Below are 18,388 nucleotides of genomic sequence, written 5' to 3'. Positions count from 1 at the left end.
GCACTGTGATGCAGCCAGAATCACTTCAGACACTTTCGCACGAATGGTGTAGTCCTGATAGGCAGGCAGAGCCACCGCAGCCAGGATACCGATAATCGCCACGACGATCATCAATTCGATCAGGGTAAAACCCTGTTGGATGGAACGCTTCATAAAAAACTCCTTGGTTAAAAACCGGCTGTAGTAATTTAAACAGTTATGGCAGTTTGATGCCAATTTAGATAGTTACAGCAATTTTTGAACCATATTAAAGAGTTTTCTTTTTTATGATTTTGAAGCTACAAAAAACCGAAAAATTACTTTTTTGACGTATGTCTTTAAATTTCACGACATTTCTGTCATTTGATGCAGACGGATCGGACCATCTTTAAATCTGTCATGCCCATGAGTACCTTTTCCATGCCGTCCATCTTGAGAGTCCGCATGCCGCTATTGACGGCGCTTGAAAACAGCTCCGCGACGCGGGCCCGCTCCTGGATCAATTTTTTGGCAGCATCATCGGCAATCATCAGTTCATGCAGGCCAATACGACCCTTGTAGCCGGTCTTGTTGCACTTGTCGCAGCCGACCGCACGATACAAGGTCAATTTATCGTCCTTCCCATAGCGCGCCATCCAGTCTTCATAGAGTTTTTGTGACTCGCCACCAGGATCGGCTTTCCAGGCTTCGGTATGGCGCAGCTCTTCAGCGTATTCCTTGATGAAATCTTTGACTTCCTGAGCACTGGGCTGATAAGCCTCTTTGCAGTCGCAGAGTTTTTTGGCCAGACGCTGAGCCAGGATACCCAACAATGCGTCCGCAAAATTAAAGGGGTCCATGCCCATGTCCAGCAGGCGGGTGATGGACTCGGGGGCCGAATTGGTGTGCAGCGTCGAGAAAACCATGTGCCCTGTCAATGAAGCCTCCACGCCCATCGCCACGGTTTCTTTGYCGCGGGACTCACCGACCATGATGATGTCCGGATCGGCTCGCAGGAAAGCACGCATGACCAGTGCGAAGTCAATGCCCGCCTTCCGGTTAATTTGCACCTGACGCAAACCCTTCTGGGTAATTTCCACGGGGTCTTCAGCGGTCCAAATTTTGGTGTCCGGGGTGTTGAGAAACTTAAGGATGGAATGCAGCGTCGTGGTCTTGCCGGAGCCTGTGGGGCCACATACATAAAAAAGACCATACGGCTTGGAGATCGTTTTTTCCAGTCGCTCCTTGTTGTGCGCCGTCAATCCGAGTTTTTCAAGCGGGATCGGCTCACCTGCGGCAAGAATCCGCATGACCACGTCTTCCACGCCACCGGCGGAGGGGATCGTGGCTACACGCAATTCGATGTCGAGTGGGCCGTATTTTTTGAACTTGATCTTCCCGTCTTGCGGTTTACGTTTTTCAGAGATATCCAGGTCGCACATGATCTTGAGCCGCGTGACCATGGCTTGGCGAAACTGTGCCGGCACTTCAATATAGGGCTGCAAGGTGCCGTCAATGCGAAACCGGATACCGGTTTTGGCTTTCCCGGGCATGGGCTCGATGTGAATGTCCGAAACCTTCTGGTTGTAGGCGTCAATGATGACCTTGTTGACAAACTTGACCAGCTCGTTGTCCGCTGCGGCAGACTCCAGCGAAGAGTCGTCATTTGACTCACTCTCCAGTGGTGAGTCCATGTCTGCAAGCAATTGGTCGATGGTGCTACTGTCTGCAGCCACGCCAAAGAGCTGCCCCAGGGTTTCTTCAAATTCGGTCTGGGTTGTAACGCGGTAAGAAAATTTGGAGACGCGGGGAAACACCTGTGGAACCACGCGTGCCCCTCGCACAGCCTCCGGATCCACACACATGATCACGAGGCCTTCGGTAGTTTCCTCCAGCGGAATCCAGCCTTGCTGTTCAATAAAGTCCCGTTTTAACGCACCATGCAACATCTCCGAGCGAATCCGTCCAGCATTGAATGCTTCGTAGGCCACACCGAAAAACTTGGCAAGCGAAGCACCGATCTGAGTGGGCCGGATGTGGAAGTTGGCCATGAGCATATGCTCGACGGACTGACCTTCTTCCCGGGCCTGGCGGATGCATTGCTGTAATTCTTCTTGGGACAGCACACCTTCCGTCACCAAGCCGTCGTACTTGGTAGCTTTGCGCCTTTGGCTGTCGCCCGCTTTTTGCATTCGCTGGCGTATGGCAATGCCCAAAGTCTTGCACAGCTGTAGCGCACCGTCTTCCTCAAGCTTTCCAAAAGGCTGATCGCTCCGGTTGTTGATAACCTGCAGCACGCCGTACAACGTATCTCCGTCCATGACGGGAGCCACCAGCATCTGCTTGGTTCTGTACCCTGATCGCTTGTCAACTTCCTGGAGAAAGCTCAACGCAGGATGAATTTTCTTCAGCGCCTCCTCATCGTAGACGTCCGCAATATTCACCATCTGGCGAGCCATGGCAACGTAGCCCGCAATGCTCTGCGCGCTGACCGGGAGCTTCAGGTCGCGGCTGGTATTGAGCCCCGTTTTGACCTTGGAAACAATGGAACTGCGGTCTTCGTTGACTGCATAAAGTGTTAACCGGTCCGCATTAAAAAGCTTGCAGATGTCCTGGCTGGCTTCGAGCATGATCTGCTCGACATTTTCCGTTTCGTGAATCCGGTTGGTAACCAGCTGAAGCTGCCGGAAATACAGGGCTTCAAAAGTAACGCCCCGCTCCTGGGGAGGCAACATCTGCGAGTCAAAAAACTCGTCCTCGGGGTCACGTTGCAATACGGCGCTCATAGCTCAAACTCCTGGCCTGCCCTCAACCACCGGATGTCGTGCGATACATTCGGGCCAAACGGGCGGGTTTGGTCAAAACGCTGTATCTCGGCCATGATCAGGTCGGTCTCGGCCGGTTTGGTATGGGTAATGTAGATGGGATAACTGTTTCCTCGCTCGATGCAATCGAGTTCATTGGCAAGCGCATGAGGAGAAAGATGAAGGCTCCGCTTGGCAAGGTCGCGCTCGCGATTGCTAAATGCCGTTTCGATGACCAGCATGGCAACCCTTATCTGATTAATTCGGGCCCACAGAGCCGGATTCTGTTCCGTGTCGCCCGTGAACACCCAATACCCCTTGCCCGTGGCCACCGCGTAGCCTGCAGCCGGGACGGTATGCACGGCAGGTAGAACCTCTATTTGCTTACCAGCCAATAACAAGGTTTGTCCGATTTCCAGAGGGTGAAAACTGACAAACGGGGCCTCGGGGCTGGGAATGCGGGAAAAGTCGGGCCAAATGGTGTTGTTGAAAATATGCGCCTTCAGTGCGTCAATCGTGCCCTGCAGCGCATGAATCTGGATAGGTGTTGTTCGCCGGGCGGCAATGGCGTCCACCATCAACGGTAACGCGGCCACGTGATCGAGGTGCGAATGCGTCAGCAGAACATGGTCAACACCAGCCATCTCATCCAGCGTGAGATCTCCCACTCCCGTACCGGCATCAACCAACAAGTCATGGTCAAGCAAAAAAGACGTGGTCCGGCAGTCTTTGGCAATGGCTCCCGAGCAGCCGAGTACACGTACTTTCATGAGATTTTCCGGTTGGCCTTGACTTGGAGGGTTGTGCTATTTGGTTTCAAAATTGGTTGCGCCATCCCATTCCGGATCAAAAGGCAACAGCCTCATAGAGGCTACACGCTCCGCATACAGCCGGTAAAGGAACTTTTTGCCATTTATCCGATGTAAATTGAGCAATTGCACATCGCATTGATCCCAATCCTGCGCGCGGTAAGCTTTTAACGCCATTCCCCAGGTTTTCAGCTCAGCCGCAATGTCCTTGTCGATCTGGTCTCCCGGCACCAACGGCCAAAAAATGGAAACCGCCTGATCTTTGCCTTTCACGCGAACCTTGTCGAGTTCCTGCCATGCAAAATCATTCGCCTGCTTTCGGGTTGACTCGCTGACCACGATATCCACCCCGTAGGTTTTTGACAGCCCCTCCAGACGCGAACCCAGATTCACGGAATCGCCAATCACGGTGTAACTGCGGCGGATATCCGAACCCATATCACCCACACACATCGTGCCCGTATTGACACCGATACCTATGCCAATCTCGGGTAAACCCTTGATCTTGTGTTCCTCGTTGATCTTCTTGACTGCATTCGACATCTCGAGTGCCGTTTTTACTGCAAGACCAGCATGATCAGGCGTGTCGACAGGGGCACCCCAAAAAGCCATCACGCAGTCACCCATGTATTTGTCAATGGTGCCTCGATTGCTGCGAATCAGGTCTGTCAGCCGGCTGAAAACACTGTTTAGCAAAGCCTGTAGTTGGGTAGGCTCCATCGACTCCGACATTTTGGTGAACCCGCGCATGTCGCAAAACATGACCGTCAGCTCCTTGGTCGTTGCCTTCATGCTGTAGCTGTCGGGATCTTTCACCATCTCGTCAACCAGTTCGGGGGGTACATAGGTGCCGAACAGATGGGCCAACTCCCGCTTGGATCGGCTTTCCACGAAATATCCATAACTCATATTCAACGCAAATGCGGTCAAAGCCATAACCAGCGCACTGGCCAACGGCAGCACAAGACCGTAACCAGAGTAAAGCCAGAAATTCAAGCCGGCTATGGCGGCAATCACCGCCAGGCTGACCAGCACCGCACGGGAAGCTGAAAGCAGGGGCAGTGCAAAAGCCAGCGTCAGCCCCGAAAAAAGCAGGATGACCACCTCGAATCCGATGGCGTAGTCGGGCTTGACGAATACCTTCCCGTCAAGAAAACCAGAGATGACATTGGCGTGCGTTTCCACCCCCGGATAGGTTTCCCCCACCGGAGTCACTCTCAAATCGAGCAGGCCGGGCGCGGTGGTGCCGACCAGGATGATCTTATCCTTGAGCGTGCCAGGCGCAAGGCGTTTGGCCAGGACATCCGCCGCGGAGATATACCGAAACGAGCCGCCGTTCGCACCACCATTACCCCTGAAGGGCACCAAAGTGGCTACGCGATCATCGACCGGAATCGCCAGGGTTTTGTTGCCTTGCTTGAGCAGAATGCTTTCCAGCCCTTGATAGTTCCGGGTCAGGAATTTTTCCTGCGGAAAACCAGGCTCGACCTTGGGCAAACCCGCAAGCATGCGAAACATGGCGAGCGCCAATGACTCGTAGTACTGCCCCTTGAACTCCGCCAGCAAGGGAATAGAGCGCACCACACCATCGCCCTCGGTAATGGAGTTGAAGAAACCTCCCAAAGGGGCAGCTTTGGCCAACAACTCAATGTTGGCCCCGTATCCATTCCAGCTGGTGAATTTGATAGGACGGCCACCAAGCGCATCGCTGCCCATAACTGGCGGCGGCAAAACTCCATTGACCCGGCCATCTCTGTCGCTGGTGAAGTAATAGCCCATCACGACGGGGCGTTTTTCGATCGCTTTCGCGAAAACCGCGTCGTAATCCAGGCTGGTCTGCAGCTGGCTGAGTTTTTCCGAGAAACCCGGTTGATCTTTCAGCTCCGCCTGTGCAAGCTGCTTGAGCCGCTTTAGACCCGAGCTTTCGTCGGCTTCGGCAAATACGACGTCAAACCCCAGCAGTGCCGTTTTTTGACGATCCTGCAGCTCTTCGACCAGCTCCGCCAACCTGTTACGGCCCCAAGGCCATCGCCCCACCTCCGCAAGGCTCTTCTCATCGATGTCAACGATAACAATGCGTTCGTCCAGCGTATGCGGCATGGTCGCGCGCAGGCGTGCATCGTAGATGATGTCGTCCAACCTCTGCAGAACACCAATGCGAGCGACCCCGCTGGCATGCATCAATGCAAATACCAGCGGAATCAACGTGACGGCGATACGAGGCCAGTGCCGGAAGAGGAGTCTCATGCGACCTCGTTTGAAGGGTGCTTGCGGTCCGCTTGGCGCGAGACCTCTTAACACCAATGTCAGTGTTGGACGAACTGCATTTGCGTTCCGGCCAGCTCAAGCATGTCCCCATTTTTCAGGACAACCGGCTCCGCACCGATGGGGGCTCCGTTAAGCGTCGGCTTGCCAGTGCCCTCGACATGGGCAACGACAAAACCCTGAGGCCTCTTGGTAATGGCGGCAACTGCGACCCCGGGCTTTCCGATGGTTGTGACTACCTTCACCAATGCCACTTCACGACCAGCCGCAGCGCCCGACATCACTTTGATAGCCGCCGTGAGGCCCGTACCGGCTTCCGTCGATGCCACTGGCGAACCAGTCGGCGCCGGGGGCACAAGACCGGCAGAGCCGGCTTTTATAATCATGGTCTTCTCAAAGCCTGCGGGTGCAGCTTCGTTGACGTACTTGATTTTGTACTTGCCAATTTCAACGGTATCGCTGTTCTGCAGCAGCAGCTTTTTAACGGCCTTCCCGTTGACATAGGTGCCATTGGTGCTGTTGAGATCCTCTAGATAGACCTCGTTGCCGGTCATTTGCAAAACGGCATGCTCCCCACTGACAGCTAGGTTGTCGATGACGATGTCGTTGTAGGGCCTGCGCCCCAAAGAAGTCCGGTCTTTCGTCAACTGGACTTCCTTGATCACAACGCCGTCAATAGAGACGATCATTTTCGGCATGGCCGACTCCTGTCTGTTTGTAATATTTCAGTCATCGCTATTTTCCCAGCATTCTGGACAAAAGGCCGCGCTTGGTCGAGTCTTCTTTCGCGTATGCCAACAGTACGGAAATATTATCGCGTCCACCAGCCTCATTCGCCGCAACAATCAGCTGTTTCGCTTTTTGCTCCAAGGTCCCTGCGCCTGTAAGGATAGCCGCAATGCCCGGATCCGCAACCATGTCCGAGAGCCCATCCGAACACATCAGATAAAGGTCCCCCGCGTCCACACGATGCTCATTGACCTCAACCAGCACCGTGTCTTCGACGCCCAAGGCGCGTGTGACCAAGTTCTTGTTCAGGGAAGTCAGCGCCTGCTCGGGAGTTATCAGCCCAGCGTCAATCTGTTCTTGCAACAGCGAGTGGTCTTTGGTGATTTGCTGCAGCTCCTGGCCGCGCAGGCGATAGCAACGGGAATCACCAATATGACCCAGCATCAGTCGCCCGTCCTGGAACACCCCTACCACCAGCGTGGTGCCCATACCCGCGTACTGGGGGTTGGAGTTCGCTGCGTTGAAGATCGAATGATTGGCATTTTCCACGCAGATTTCTAAAGCCCGGCGCACTTCCTTGGCATTGGCATGCCTGCCCGCCTGGGAAAGCCAACGGCCCATTTCCGACTTGATGAAAGCGGCAGCCATGCCGCTTGCAATTTCGCCTGCGTTATAGCCACCCATTCCGTCCGCCAGGATGCAAAGCCGCGTCGCAGCATCAAAAGCAACTGCATCCTCGTTGTTGTCCCTCGTCAACCCCGGGTCGGTATGTGTACAAATCTCGTAGTTCATCTTGTTCGTGTGATCACTGGGTGTCGGTATCGGCAGCAGGTGCTTTGGAAACCACGGTTTTCTCAAACGTCTGCGTGCCGTCGACATTCACGGCCTGGGTCGCATCATAGGTCTTCGGGCCGGCAGCTGGTACAGCCGCTGATTGCACGACTGTGGCGTCAAATTGGGCTGCTGGCGCACCCTGTTGAGGCGCAAACGATGGGGCCGGTGCAGTACCTTCCATTGCGGCAATGACAGCGCGCAGATCTGTCGCCAATCGATCACCATCCTGATACCGCAACTCCGGCTTCTTGGCCAGAGACAGCGCAACAATCTCGGCCAGCCGCGCCGGCAGCTCTTTACGGATGATACGGATATCGGGGGCTTCTTCGTTCGCGATCTTGTACATCAGTTCGGCCATGGAATCGCCACGGAATGGCAACACTCCAGCCAGCATCTGAAACAGCATGACACCCAGCGAGTACAAGTCCGAGCGCCCGTCGACTTTTTTACCGGCAATCTGCTCCGGCGACATGAAGCTGGGCGTCCCCAGTACAAGGCCGGTCTTTGTTTTGCTTGAATCCGTAATGCGGGCGATGCCGAAGTCGGTCACCTTCACCGTATCGCTTTCGATTTCATACATGATGTTGGCCGGCTTGATGTCCCGGTGCACCACATTCTGCTTGTGCGCGTAAGCCAGGGCTTCAGCCACCCGTGCCACGATGGACAGGACCTTCGGGACCGGCAACAAATGACCGTCCTTGGTGACATCTGCCAGGTCCTTGCCCTTCAGAAACTCCATGGCAATGAATGCCAGGTCGTGTTCTTCACCTGCATCAAAAATCGTGACGATGTTCTGGTGCTGCAGCCGACCAGCGGTCTCGGCTTCCCTGAAGAAGCGCTCCCGCGCATCGTCAAGCTCCTCGCCCTCGAACTCCTGGCTCAAGGCCATGGTCTTGATGGCGACGACACGGCCAATCTTTGGGTCCTTGCCGAGGTACACCACGCCCATGGCGCCCTTGCCCAATTCCTTTTCAACTTGATAGCGACCCAACATGGGCTTTTCAACACCCCCACCGTCAAGGAGCATGGTCCCGCCCGGGTGCGCGCCGCCACCGCCCAAAATGACGGTTTCCGACAGGTTTTTGGCCCGATTGAGCTTGGACTGCAGGTCTTTGTGGTTCTTGTTGTAGGTGGCCATGTACTCGTACACGGCCTGAGCTTTGTTGAACTGGCGCTTGCGCTCGAAATCCAGCGCCAGGTTGTTCATGTTGTCCATCAGCGCATCGGTGAAAGGTACGCGGCGAAAACGATCAAACGCCATATCGAGCTGGCCTTGGCCTTGCAGCGCCAGACCCATCATGCGATTGGTCTCGGCCGATTCCTCGTCGGACTTGAGCTTGCCAGCCTCGGTCATGAGGAAGCGCTTGGTCGTCAACGCCAGGTGGCCGATCACCAGCAGGGCTGCGGGAAAGACAAACTTGAGCCAGGTCGCGGCCGCCGACAGCAAGCCGAACTCAACCACCAGCAACACCACGAATAACAGCAGTGTGATGATCGCGGCCTTGCCAGCCGACAGCCGTGGCAGGCCGGCAACCAGATAAGCCACAACCACCAGCAGCACACCCAGAGTGACCCAGACACCCCAACCAGGCTGCACGATGAAATGCTCACTCAGGATACTGGAGGTAATGTGCGCGATGGTTTCTGCTGGCGAAAGCCCCGGACCCGCCGGCGTCGGGAATTGGGTGCCTACCCCCGCCGCAGTGGCGCCAATGATCACGATCTTGTCGGCATACTTGGTAGCCGGAATCTTGCCGGAAATCACGTCATAGAATGAATCAACGGCAAAAGCTGGCCGACCGTCCTTGCCCTTGTAAAACTGTGGAAGCATCAAGGCTGATTCGTCGGTTTTGACCATCAGCTTGCCGATCTGCACAGACTCACCCACATTGAGTTTGATGTCGGCAGGCCCCAGGTTCAGGCTCCTGGCCGCGGCGAGCAGGCTCATGGAAGGCACGGCTTTCCCGTAATAATTGATAAGCAACGGTTCTTGCCGCACGGCACCATCCACGTCGGGCAGCTGGTTGAGGTGAGCAATACCCGCCGCCGCTGCACCTATCAACTCAATCGGTTGTTGACCGCGGATGGCCGGAAGGGAAAACCCGTTAAGCTCGTCTACAGCACTCTTCAGTGCGTAAGCCGGGAGCGGATTGTCCGGACGCCCTTGCGGCACTCCCAGCGAAAAAACCGAAGGTACCAAAACATTGCCGGCCTTGGTCATGCTGGCCGCGAGCTTGGCGTCAGTGTCCAGGGCTATTTCAGCCTCAGCGATGACTTTGCCCAATTGTTCAGGCAGACCACCGCTTGGAGCGGCCGCTGGATCGGATACTGGACCAAGAGCCTCCTTGATTTTGCGGATGAACACCAAGCCTCTATCGGTTTGCGGTTCAAAAAAGAAGGCTGTATGCGCAATGGTTTTGGCCTTGGCGGCCGAAAGCTGGTCAATCAGCTGCGCATGCACGTCGCGCGGCCAAGGCCAACGACCTATGTTGGCGATACTCTGGTCGTCGATCGCAATGATGGCTATGCGGTCTGAGGGCTGCCGCGAAGTGCTGGTGCTGGCATAGTCATAGTAACGGCGCTCAAGTGTGCCGAAAAAATCAGTCAGGCCATGCAAAAAAAGGACGGCCAGCACCACCAGAACGCCCACAAACCAGTCGGCCCGCCAGAACTGACTCAATTTCCTAGATGTTTTGGCCACTTCCCGTCCCTTGTCCTGATTCGCTATGCATAGCCCCAGCCATTTTTGTAATTGCTTTGTACTATCGGTCCCCCGGCAACAAATTTCGTGCGCCGGGTACCACCCGCCGACTGTTTCGGCAGGTTACAAGTCTCCTGACAATGGACATTAACAGACGGGGTGCGGCTGGACAAGCGACTTCTGCACCGCAAGCGTGCCGACTGTTGCAAATAAGTGGTTTTCTGGTATGCGCGGTGCGCATCCGGTCCGCAGCAGGTGGCGAACGCTAAGAAACGACCCTAACCGCCAAAGGGGGCTGCGGCGGCTGGGCCGTACGCCAGTTCAGGCTGAAGGCGCCTTTGTCTGCTGCCGTTTGGTCAGGTAGGTGCCCAGAGCCACCACAAGCACGGCACCCACAATCCCACCGGCAGTCACCGTATGGTCGCTAACGGCACCAAAATAGCTCACTACCGCAGGATCCGTCAGCAGCATCTCACCCGCCAGAAAGCCCAAAAGAGCTGCGCCGATGGTAATGATGATGGGGAAGCGCTCCATCACCTTTGTCAACAAGGTGGCGCCGAAAATAATCAGCGGGATGCTCACCAGAAGACCCAGTACCAGCAACGGGAGGTTGCCCTTGGCGGCTGCTGCGACTGCCAGAACGTTGTCCAGGCTCATCACCAGATCGGCAATCAGGATGGTGCGGATGGCTGCAGCCATGCCATTGATCTCGTGTCCCTCGCCGTCTTCATCTTCTTCGCCCTTGAGCAGGTCCACGCCAATGTAGACCAGCAGAACCGCACCTATCATCTTCAGGTACGGCAAGCTCAACAGCTGAATGGCCACGATGGTCAGCACGATACGCATCACGATCGCGGCGGCGCTGCCCCAGAAGATCGCCTTGCCGCGCTGCTCGGGTTTGAGTGTGCGCGCAGCCATGGCAATTACCACGGCGTTATCGCCAGACAGCACGATGTTGGCAAGAAGGATGGAGCCGAAAGCACTCCAGAAGAGGGGGGACGCGAGGTCCAGTCCGAAAAACATGGCAGCTCCTGTTATGAATTAAAAAAGCGCCGGGAAGCGCTTTTTTGTTTTGGAGAGTCTAAGCCGCAATAGGCCAATCCCGATTGGTATTACTGCTTACCTGCTTGACCGCGGTCAAGTTTTTAAATCACTTTTTCGTTGGTGGCTTACAGCAGCGCCTTGAGCAATTTGGCCATTTCCGACGGGTTGCGCGTCACGGTGAAGCCGCAAGCCTCCATGATGGCCAGCTTGGCATCCGCCGTGTCGGCGCCACCGGAGATCAGCGCACCCGCGTGACCCATACGCTTGCCGGCAGGGGCAGTCACACCAGCAATGAAGCCAACGATCGGTTTTTTCATATTGGCCTTGCACCACTGGGCGGCTTCGGCTTCATCGGGACCGCCGATTTCGCCGATCATGATGACGGCGTCAGTGTCCGGATCGTCATTGAAGGCTTTCATCACGTCAATGTGCTTGAGGCCATTGATCGGGTCGCCGCCGATACCGACTGCACTCGATTGGCCCAGGCCGATTTCGGTCAATTGCGCCACAGCTTCATAGGTCAGCGTGCCGGAGCGGCTGACTACGCCGATACGGCCCTTGCGGTGGATATGGCCGGGCATGATGCCGATCTTGATTTCTTCAGGTGTGATCAGGCCGGGGCAATTGGGGCCCAGCAGCAGGGTTTTCTTGCCGCCGGCAGCTTCCTTGGCTTTCATGCGGTTGCGCACTTCCAGCATGTCCTTGACCGGAATGCCTTCGGTGATGCAGATCGCCAAGTCCAGGTTGGCTTCAACAGCTTCCCAGATGGCGGCGGCAGCGCCCGCAGGGGGCACATAGATGACCGACACGGTTGCGCCGGTCGCCTTGGCGGCTTCGGTCACGTTGGCAAAAATCGGGATGCCTTCGAAGTCTTCGCCGGCTTTCTTGGGATTCACACCGGCCACAAAAGCTTCTTTGCCGTTCGCGTAGTCGCGGCACATGCGGGTGTGGAATTGACCGGTTTTGCCGGTGATGCCCTGGGTGATGACTTTGGTGTTTTTGTTGATGTAGATGGACATGTTCTTGGCTCCGGGCTTATTTGACAGCGGCGACGATTTTGGTCGCGGCTTCGGCCATGGTGTCTGCGGCGATGATGGGAAGGCCAGAATCGGCCAGCATCTTCTTGCCCAGGTCTTCGTTGGTGCCCTTCATGCGCACGACCAGTGGAACCGAAAGGTTCACGGCCTTGCAGGCGGTGATCACGCCGTCGGCGATGGTGTCGCACTTCATGATGCCGCCGAAGATGTTGACGAGGATGCCTTTGACATCAGGGTTCTTCAGCATGATCTTGAAGGCTTCGGTGACTTTTTCAGCCGTTGCGCCGCCGCCCACGTCCAGGAAGTTGGCCGGCTCACCACCGAACAGCTTGATGGTGTCCATGGTCGCCATGGCCAGGCCTGCGCCGTTGACCAGGCAGCCGATGTTGCCGTCCAGGCTGATGTAAGCCAGGTCGAACTTGCTGGCTTCGACTTCGGCCGGGTCTTCTTCGTCCAGATCGCGATAGGCCACGATTTCGGGGTGGCGGAACAGCGCGTTGGCATCGAAGTTGAACTTCGCGTCCAGGGCCATGACTTCACCCTTGCCGTTGCGGTTCAGGGGGTTGATTTCAACCAGCGACGCATCGGTGTCCATGTAGCACTTGTAGAGCTTTTGCAGGATATCGACGGTTTGCGCCACAGAGTCGGCAGGCATGCCGATGCCGGCGGCGACTTCCCTCGCCTGGGCGTCCGTCATACCGACCAGCGGATCGACAAACACCTTGATGATTTTTTCAGGGTTGGAGTGAGCCACCTCTTCGATGTCCATGCCGCCTTCGCTGGAGGCGATGAAGGCCACCTTTTGCGACTCACGGTCGGTCACGGCCGAAACGTAGTATTCCTTCTGGATGTCGGCGCCGTCTTCAATATAGAGGCGGCGGACTTTCTGGCCTTCTGGGCCGGTCTGGTGCGTTTTCAGCTGCATGCCGAGGATTTCGCCGGCAATGCGCTTGACGTCGTCGATGGTTTTGGCAACCTTCACGCCGCCGCCCTTGCCGCGGCCGCCCGCGTGGATCTGGGCCTTGACCACCCACACCGGGCCGCCTAGCTTCTGGGCGGCTTCCACCGCTTCCTGCACCGTGAAGGCCGGGATGCCGCGCGGCACTGGCACACCAAAATTGCGCAAGATTTCCTTGCCCTGGTACTCGTGAATTTTCATGAAAGACCTTCAGAATTCAGTAAAAGAGGGGGGTGCAACAGGGATTTGGGCAGAGGAATGGGGTGTCGGAAACAGGCCACACCGGCCCAAAAAACCACGTCGGCGGTCACTGCAGGCAGCAACGCAGAACTGTATCATGGTGCGACGCACAACTCTTGTGCCCGCCTTACACCCCGAAATGGGCCGAAATTGACCTCTGGGGCGGCCAGCCGCCCATTTTGTTTTGTACCTGGAAGTTCATGCCTAAAGTATTTATTGACGGCGAAGCCGGCACCACGGGCCTGCAAATCCGCGAGCGGCTGCAAGCCATGCCGCAGATCGAACTCGTCAGCATCGCGCCCGAGCTGCGCAAGGACGCGGCCGCCAAGCGCGCCCTGATGGCGCAGGTGGATATGGTGATCCTGTGCCTGCACGACGACGCGGCACGCGAGTCGGTTGCCATGATTGACAGCTTGACCGGCAAAAAGCCCAAAATCATTGACGCATCCACGGCTCACCGCACCGTGTCCGGCTGGGTTTACGGCTTTCCCGAACTGACCCAGACCCAGCGCACCGCCGTGGCCGCTGCCGACCGCGTGGGCAACCCCGGCTGCTACGCCACCGGTGCGATCGCGCTGATCCGCCCGCTGGTGGATGCTGGCGTAGTGCCTGCCGACTTCCCGCTGAGCCTTCCCGCCGTGAGTGGTTACTCCGGCGGCGGCCGGCAGATGATTGAAGACTACGAAGCCGGCACCGCTCCCCTGTTTGAACTTTACGGCCTGGGCCTGAAACACAAGCACCTGCCCGAAATCATGAAATACACAGGGCTCACACGCCGGCCGGTGTTCATTCCGTCGGTAGGCAACTTCAAGCAGGGCATGCTGGTGCAATTGCCGCTGCACCTTGACTTGCTGCCCGGCAAACCAACCGGGGCGCAGTTGCAGGACATACTGGCCAGACACTATGCCGGCAGCGAATGGGTCACCGCCGAAGCTGCGCCCGAGTCGGGAAAGCTGGATGCGCTGGCGCTCAACAACACCAACAAGATGGAGTTGCGCGTGTTTGCCAATGAAGAGTACCGCCATGCGGTGCTGGTAGCGCGGCTGGACAACCTGGGCAAGGGCGCATCCGGCGCTGCAGTACAAAACCTCAAGTTGATGCTGAAGCTGTAGGCGCCGCGCCAAGCCCGGCAACCGAGGGCCTCGGGCAGAGCTCAGGACAACGGTAGCGCGCGCGGCAATTCCCGGCCAACCTGGTTGACCACGTCCTGCCAGCTGCGATTCTCGCCTTGGCGAAAAAGCCGCGCACTGGGGTACCAGGGAGAGTCCTCCCTGTCGAGCAGCCAACGCCAGTCCGGACGAAAGGGCAGCATGACCCACAACGGCTTGCCCAGGGCTCCTACCAGATGGGCGACGCTGGTATCAATGCTGATCACCATATCAACGCAATCGGCGAGAGCCAGGGTATCGGCAAAGGTCCGCAATTCCTGCCCGGCGTGGAAGATACCCGATGCCTCCAGCGCGGCCAGATCCGGCTCGTTCACATCCTTCTGCAGGCTGATGAACTGATAGCCGGGTGGCATCGCTTCATGCAGCATGGCCATCGACATCGAGCGGTTCAGCGCAGTCTTGAGTGCCACATTGCCGGACCAGACCAAACCTACGCGCGGGCCGTCACGCGCGGGCAATCTGGCCTCCCACGCCTGCTTGAGAACCGGGTCGCTTCGCAAATAGGGCGCACCGGGAACATTGGTGACGCGCGTGCCAAAGGCCAGTGGCAGACTGAACATCGGGCATTGAAAGTCGAAAGATGCCGCAATATCTCTGCCGTCCCTGCTTTCCACCAGAGTACAGCCACTCTTCCAATCCGCACAAAGGGGCCGCAATGGCGCTGGCAGATGCAGGAAAATCCGCGCACCCATGGCCAGAATCACCGGGATATAGCGCAGCAGCTGGATAGAGTCGCCCAAGCCCTGTTCCGCATACAGAAAGATGGTCTTTCCCTTCAGGGGCTCCCCTGACCACATCGGCTGGGACAACACGGGCTTGAGCGTGCGCGGCCCCAGCGCATGGGCATACCAGCGCCACTCGTACTCCTTCCACCCCTCTTCCCATTGGCCGAGCAGCAGTTGTGCAAATGCCTTGTTCCAGTGCAGGTTGGCATGCCGGGCATCCACAGCCAGCCCGATTTCGCAAATGGCCACCACTTCATCGCATTGCCTCAAGCTCAGCAGGGTGCAACCCAGGTTATAGAGAACATCAGGGTTCTTTGGCTGGAGGTGTTGCGCGCGACGGTGAAAATCCATCGCCTGCTCGAACCGCCTGAGCCGGTCGCAGGCCGCGCCAGCGTTGGACAGGGCATCCACATTTCCAGGCTGGAGGGCAATGATCTTTTCATAAATCTCCAGGGCTTCCTCATGCCGGATCATTGCTGCCCGGACCGCGGCTTTTCCACTCAGGGCAGGCACGTCGTCCGGATCTGCTGCCAAGGATCTGTCGATGATGGTCAAGGCCTCTTCGTGGCGCTCCAGGCCGTTCAGTGCGCAAGCTTTCTCCATGGGGAAAACCGGATGGGCCGCAGCAACGGATTGCTGGTCAGCAAAATCAATGGCCTCCTGCCAGCGCTCATGCGCAAGCAAAAGGCTGATGCGACGATAGCCCGCGTCGGTAAAACCCGGGTTGATGCGTAGCGCCTGGGCATACGCATCCAGTGCCGGCACCGGCTGGCCCAGGTCCTCGAAGGCGCGGCCCAGCTCGAACCAGGCGAAATCAAAGTCCGGCTTGAGCGCCAGCGCCGCCCTGAAGCTGTGGATGCCCTCCTCCGTCAAGTGCAACTGCATCTGCACCTGGCCCAGCAGAAAATGCGCATCAAGCAGTGTTGCGTCCAGTCGGATCGCATGGTGAAAACTATCAACAGCTTCCCGCAACTGGCCCAGTTCCATCAGGCCATAACCCAGGTTGACATGGGCCAAGCCATCGTTCGGTGTCATGGCAACCACCCGGCGATAGCAGTCGGTGGCCTCGGAAATCCTGCCTTGTGCCAACAATTCGTTGCCACGTGAGCGCAATGACTGGGCATCTTCGTCCGGGACAATCGGTCCGGCAGATACAGCGCTTTTATTGCGTGCCAGAAGGGTGCGGATACTCTGGAAAATGGCTGACTCCTGAAAGCTTTTCACATTCCCAGGCCAGACTTTGGGAGGAAGGGCCACTGCAGCCTGGATCTCAAGCTCCTTCGTTATCAGGATTTTTGAGCACCCACGATGCAACCTCCAGTGTAAAACCTCTTCCCGCCAGAAATCGGATTTGCCGGGCATGTTCTGCGGGGTTGGCCGGGGCTGTGCCAAACTTTCGCTGCCAGATGTCTCGCGCCCGTTCGCGCTCGGTGGCCTTAAGCTGCCCAACCGCTTCCCGTATGGCCGTCACGTCCAGTCCTTTGGCCTGCAGCTCCTGCTGGATACGCGAGGCGCCCAGCTTGCGGGAACGCCGGTTGATGACCGAATCGATGACACGCTCTTCGCTGATGAAATCCTTGAGCTCAAGGTCGTCGAGCACCGCCTTCAGCTGGCCCGGCGTTTCTTCATGCGGAGCCAGCTTGCGTTCAAGTTCGGCGCGTGAATGTTCGCGTGCGGCCAGGTAACGCAATGCACGGCCCTTGAGGGAAAGGCCAAAACCCGCGCGGCGGGCGGGTTTGGCGGGGGAGCTGTCTGCCGGGTTTTCCATGTCAAAGGACCCAGCCAGATTGAAATGCAAGCGCTACTCTTTTGATAGCTGCTTGCGCCCATTCTGATTGGTCTGTCGCCTTATTTGGCATTCAAAAGACAGGCTCAGGCGGCTACTTTGGCGGGTTTTTCGGCTTTCTCGGCCTTGGGCGCCTTTTCAGCCGGTGCTGGCTCGGTGCCGGCCGCGGCTTGCACCAGCGGAATACCCAGCGATTCGCGCACCTTGTTTTCGATCTCGATGGCGAGTTCGGGGTTTTCTTTCAGGAACTCACGCGAGTTGTCGCGCCCCTGGCCGATTTTTTCGCCGTTGAAGGCGTACCACGCACCGGCTTTTTCAACGATGTGGCCGGCGACGCCCAGATCCAGCACCTCGCCCAGCCGACTGATGCCCTCGCCGTAGAGGATGTCGAACTCCGCCGTCTTGAAGGGCGAGGCCACCTTGTTCTTGACCACCTTGACCCGGGTTTCGTTGCCGATCACCTCTTCGCCCTTCTTGATGGAGCCGATGCGGCGGATGTCCAGGCGCACCGAGGCGTAGAACTTCAGTGCATTGCCACCGGTGGTGGTTTCGGGCGAGCCGAACATCACGCCGATCTTCATGCGGATCTGGTTGATGAAGATGACCATGCAATTGGCCTTCTTGATGGTGGCGGTGAGCTTGCGCAGCGCCTGGCTCATCAGGCGGGCCTGCAGGCCGGGCAGCGAGTCGCCCATTTCGCCTTCAAGCTCGGCCTTGGGCGTGAGTGCCGCCACCGAGTCCACCACGATCAAATCGACCGCGCCGGAGCGGGTCAGCGAATCAACGATTTCAAGCGCCTGCTCGCCGGTGTCGGGCTGGCTGATCAGGAGGTCTTGCAGGTTCACGCCCAGCTTTTGCGCGTACTGGATGTCCAGCGCGTGCTCGGCATCCACAAAGGCGCAGGTGCCGCCCAGTTTTTGCATTTCGGCGATGACCTGCAGGGTCAGCGTGGTTTTGCCCGACGATTCAGGGCCGTAGATTTCAACCACACGGCCGCGCGGCAGGCCGCCGACGCCCAAGGCGATGTCCAGGCCCAGGGAGCCGGTGGAAACGACCTGGATGTCCTCGATCACCTCGCCGTCGCCCAGCTTCATGATGGTGCCTTTGCCGAACTGCTTTTCGATCTGGGCCAGCGCGGCCTGCAGGGCCTTGGCCTTCTCGGTGTTCAGGGCGGCGCTTTGCACAGGGTTTTGAGCGGGGTTCAGTTTGCTGGTCAGTTCCATGAAAAACTCCTTGAAAATCAATGATGTAAAACTTTTTTCTCTAATTTCCAGCCTCTGCTTTTAATCACAGCGCTGGATGCATGATCAGTACTTTATGGGCGTCATT

At 57.2% G+C, this 18,388-nt stretch carries 14 protein-coding genes; 1 reads left to right on the top strand and 13 read right to left on the bottom strand.

The features are described 5' to 3' along the window. The 10 genes from ACXJKE_RS18625 to sucC all read right to left on the bottom strand — a co-directional run. Positions 1-153: pilin (locus ACXJKE_RS18625; protein ID WP_457282093.1), on the bottom strand; the 153-nt coding region annotated here is incomplete at its 3' end. A gap of 185 nt (positions 154-338) precedes the next feature. Continuing rightward, on the bottom strand, positions 339-2,744 hold the full coding sequence (locus ACXJKE_RS18620; RefSeq protein ID WP_457282077.1) for a GspE/PulE family protein: 2,406 nt from the start codon (positions 2,742-2,744) through the stop codon (positions 339-341). Beyond that, the gene (locus ACXJKE_RS18615; protein ID WP_457282076.1) at positions 2,741-3,532 is read right to left on the bottom strand and encodes a 3',5'-cyclic-nucleotide phosphodiesterase; all 792 of its coding nucleotides are present in this window, start codon (positions 3,530-3,532) and stop codon (positions 2,741-2,743) included. The genes ACXJKE_RS18620 and ACXJKE_RS18615 overlap by 4 nt, the downstream gene beginning before the upstream one ends. 36 nt (positions 3,533-3,568) lie before the next feature. Next, on the bottom strand, positions 3,569-5,818 hold the full coding sequence (locus ACXJKE_RS18610; protein ID WP_457282075.1) for a CHASE2 domain-containing protein: 2,250 nt from the start codon (positions 5,816-5,818) through the stop codon (positions 3,569-3,571). Between the two features lie 59 nt (positions 5,819-5,877). Continuing rightward, a complete protein-coding gene (locus tag ACXJKE_RS18605; RefSeq protein ID WP_457282074.1) occupies positions 5,878-6,534 on the bottom strand; it encodes an FHA domain-containing protein in 657 nt (218 codons plus the stop codon). A 37-nt stretch (positions 6,535-6,571) separates the two neighbouring features. Next, the gene (locus ACXJKE_RS18600; protein ID WP_457282073.1) at positions 6,572-7,357 is read right to left on the bottom strand and encodes a Stp1/IreP family PP2C-type Ser/Thr phosphatase; all 786 of its coding nucleotides are present in this window, start codon (positions 7,355-7,357) and stop codon (positions 6,572-6,574) included. A gap of 13 nt (positions 7,358-7,370) precedes the next feature. Further along, positions 7,371-10,100, bottom strand: a complete 2,730-nt coding sequence (locus ACXJKE_RS18595; RefSeq protein WP_457282072.1) for a CHASE2 domain-containing serine/threonine-protein kinase — start codon at positions 10,098-10,100, stop codon at positions 7,371-7,373. A gap of 321 nt (positions 10,101-10,421) precedes the next feature. Next, the gene (locus tag ACXJKE_RS18590; RefSeq protein WP_457282071.1) at positions 10,422-11,123 is read right to left on the bottom strand and encodes a TerC family protein; all 702 of its coding nucleotides are present in this window, start codon (positions 11,121-11,123) and stop codon (positions 10,422-10,424) included. A gap of 146 nt (positions 11,124-11,269) precedes the next feature. Next, complete coding sequence (gene sucD / locus ACXJKE_RS18585) at positions 11,270-12,163, bottom strand: succinate--CoA ligase subunit alpha (RefSeq protein WP_457282070.1); 894 nt, start codon at positions 12,161-12,163, stop codon at positions 11,270-11,272. A gap of 16 nt (positions 12,164-12,179) precedes the next feature. Continuing rightward, positions 12,180-13,340 (bottom strand): ADP-forming succinate--CoA ligase subunit beta, encoded by a 1,161-nt coding sequence (gene sucC, locus ACXJKE_RS18580; protein ID WP_457282069.1) that lies wholly within the window; start codon positions 13,338-13,340, stop codon positions 12,180-12,182. Positions 13,341-13,579: 239 nt separating this feature from the next. Here sucC and argC point away from each other — a divergent pair, with 239 nt between their 5' ends. Beyond that, positions 13,580-14,491: an N-acetyl-gamma-glutamyl-phosphate reductase gene (gene argC, locus ACXJKE_RS18575; RefSeq protein WP_457282068.1), complete on the top strand. Its 912-nt coding sequence runs from the start codon at positions 13,580-13,582 to the stop codon at positions 14,489-14,491. Positions 14,492-14,532: 41 nt separating this feature from the next. Here the strand turns inward: argC and ACXJKE_RS18570 are convergent, their stop codons facing one another. The 3 genes from ACXJKE_RS18570 to recA all read right to left on the bottom strand — a co-directional run bounded on the left by ACXJKE_RS18570 (position 14,533) and on the right by recA (position 18,282). Further along, positions 14,533-16,635, bottom strand: a complete 2,103-nt coding sequence (locus ACXJKE_RS18570) for a tetratricopeptide repeat protein (protein WP_457282067.1) — start codon at positions 16,633-16,635, stop codon at positions 14,533-14,535. Continuing rightward, positions 16,544-17,071 (bottom strand): recombination regulator RecX, encoded by a 528-nt coding sequence (gene recX / locus ACXJKE_RS18565; protein WP_457282066.1) that lies wholly within the window; start codon positions 17,069-17,071, stop codon positions 16,544-16,546. Before recX ends, ACXJKE_RS18570 begins: the two co-directional genes overlap by 92 nt. A gap of 74 nt (positions 17,072-17,145) precedes the next feature. Further along, a complete protein-coding gene (recA, locus tag ACXJKE_RS18560; RefSeq protein WP_457282065.1) occupies positions 17,146-18,282 on the bottom strand; it encodes a recombinase RecA in 1,137 nt (378 codons plus the stop codon). Positions 18,283-18,388: the final 106 nt, after the last annotated feature.

The organism is Polaromonas sp. P5_D5 (genome assembly GCF_054049435.1).
Note: the sequence above shows the minus strand (reverse complement) of the source record. Positions and strands in the feature narration are given on the sequence as shown.

Bases quoted from the DNA above. Each gene is read 5' to 3' on its own strand.
- ACXJKE_RS18590 (WP_457282071.1), bottom strand. From the start codon at position 11,123: ATGTTTTTCGGACTGGACCTCGCGTCCCCCCTCTTCTGGAGTGCTTTC.
- ACXJKE_RS18570 (WP_457282067.1), bottom strand. From the start codon at position 16,635: ATGCCCGGCAAATCCGATTTCTGGCGGGAAGAGGTTTTACACTGGAGG.
- ACXJKE_RS18600 (WP_457282073.1), bottom strand. From the start codon at position 7,357: ATGAACTACGAGATTTGTACACATACCGACCCGGGGTTGACGAGGGAC.
- sucD (WP_457282070.1), bottom strand. From the start codon at position 12,163: ATGTCCATCTACATCAACAAAAACACCAAAGTCATCACCCAGGGCATC.
- ACXJKE_RS18615 (WP_457282076.1), bottom strand. From the start codon at position 3,532: ATGAAAGTACGTGTACTCGGCTGCTCGGGAGCCATTGCCAAAGACTGC.
- ACXJKE_RS18610 (WP_457282075.1), bottom strand. From the start codon at position 5,818: ATGAGACTCCTCTTCCGGCACTGGCCTCGTATCGCCGTCACGTTGATT.
- ACXJKE_RS18605 (WP_457282074.1), bottom strand. From the start codon at position 6,534: ATGCCGAAAATGATCGTCTCTATTGACGGCGTTGTGATCAAGGAAGTC.
- argC (WP_457282068.1), top strand. From the start codon at position 13,580: ATGCCTAAAGTATTTATTGACGGCGAAGCCGGCACCACGGGCCTGCAA.
- recA (WP_457282065.1), bottom strand. From the start codon at position 18,282: ATGGAACTGACCAGCAAACTGAACCCCGCTCAAAACCCTGTGCAAAGC.
- sucC (WP_457282069.1), bottom strand. From the start codon at position 13,340: ATGAAAATTCACGAGTACCAGGGCAAGGAAATCTTGCGCAATTTTGGT.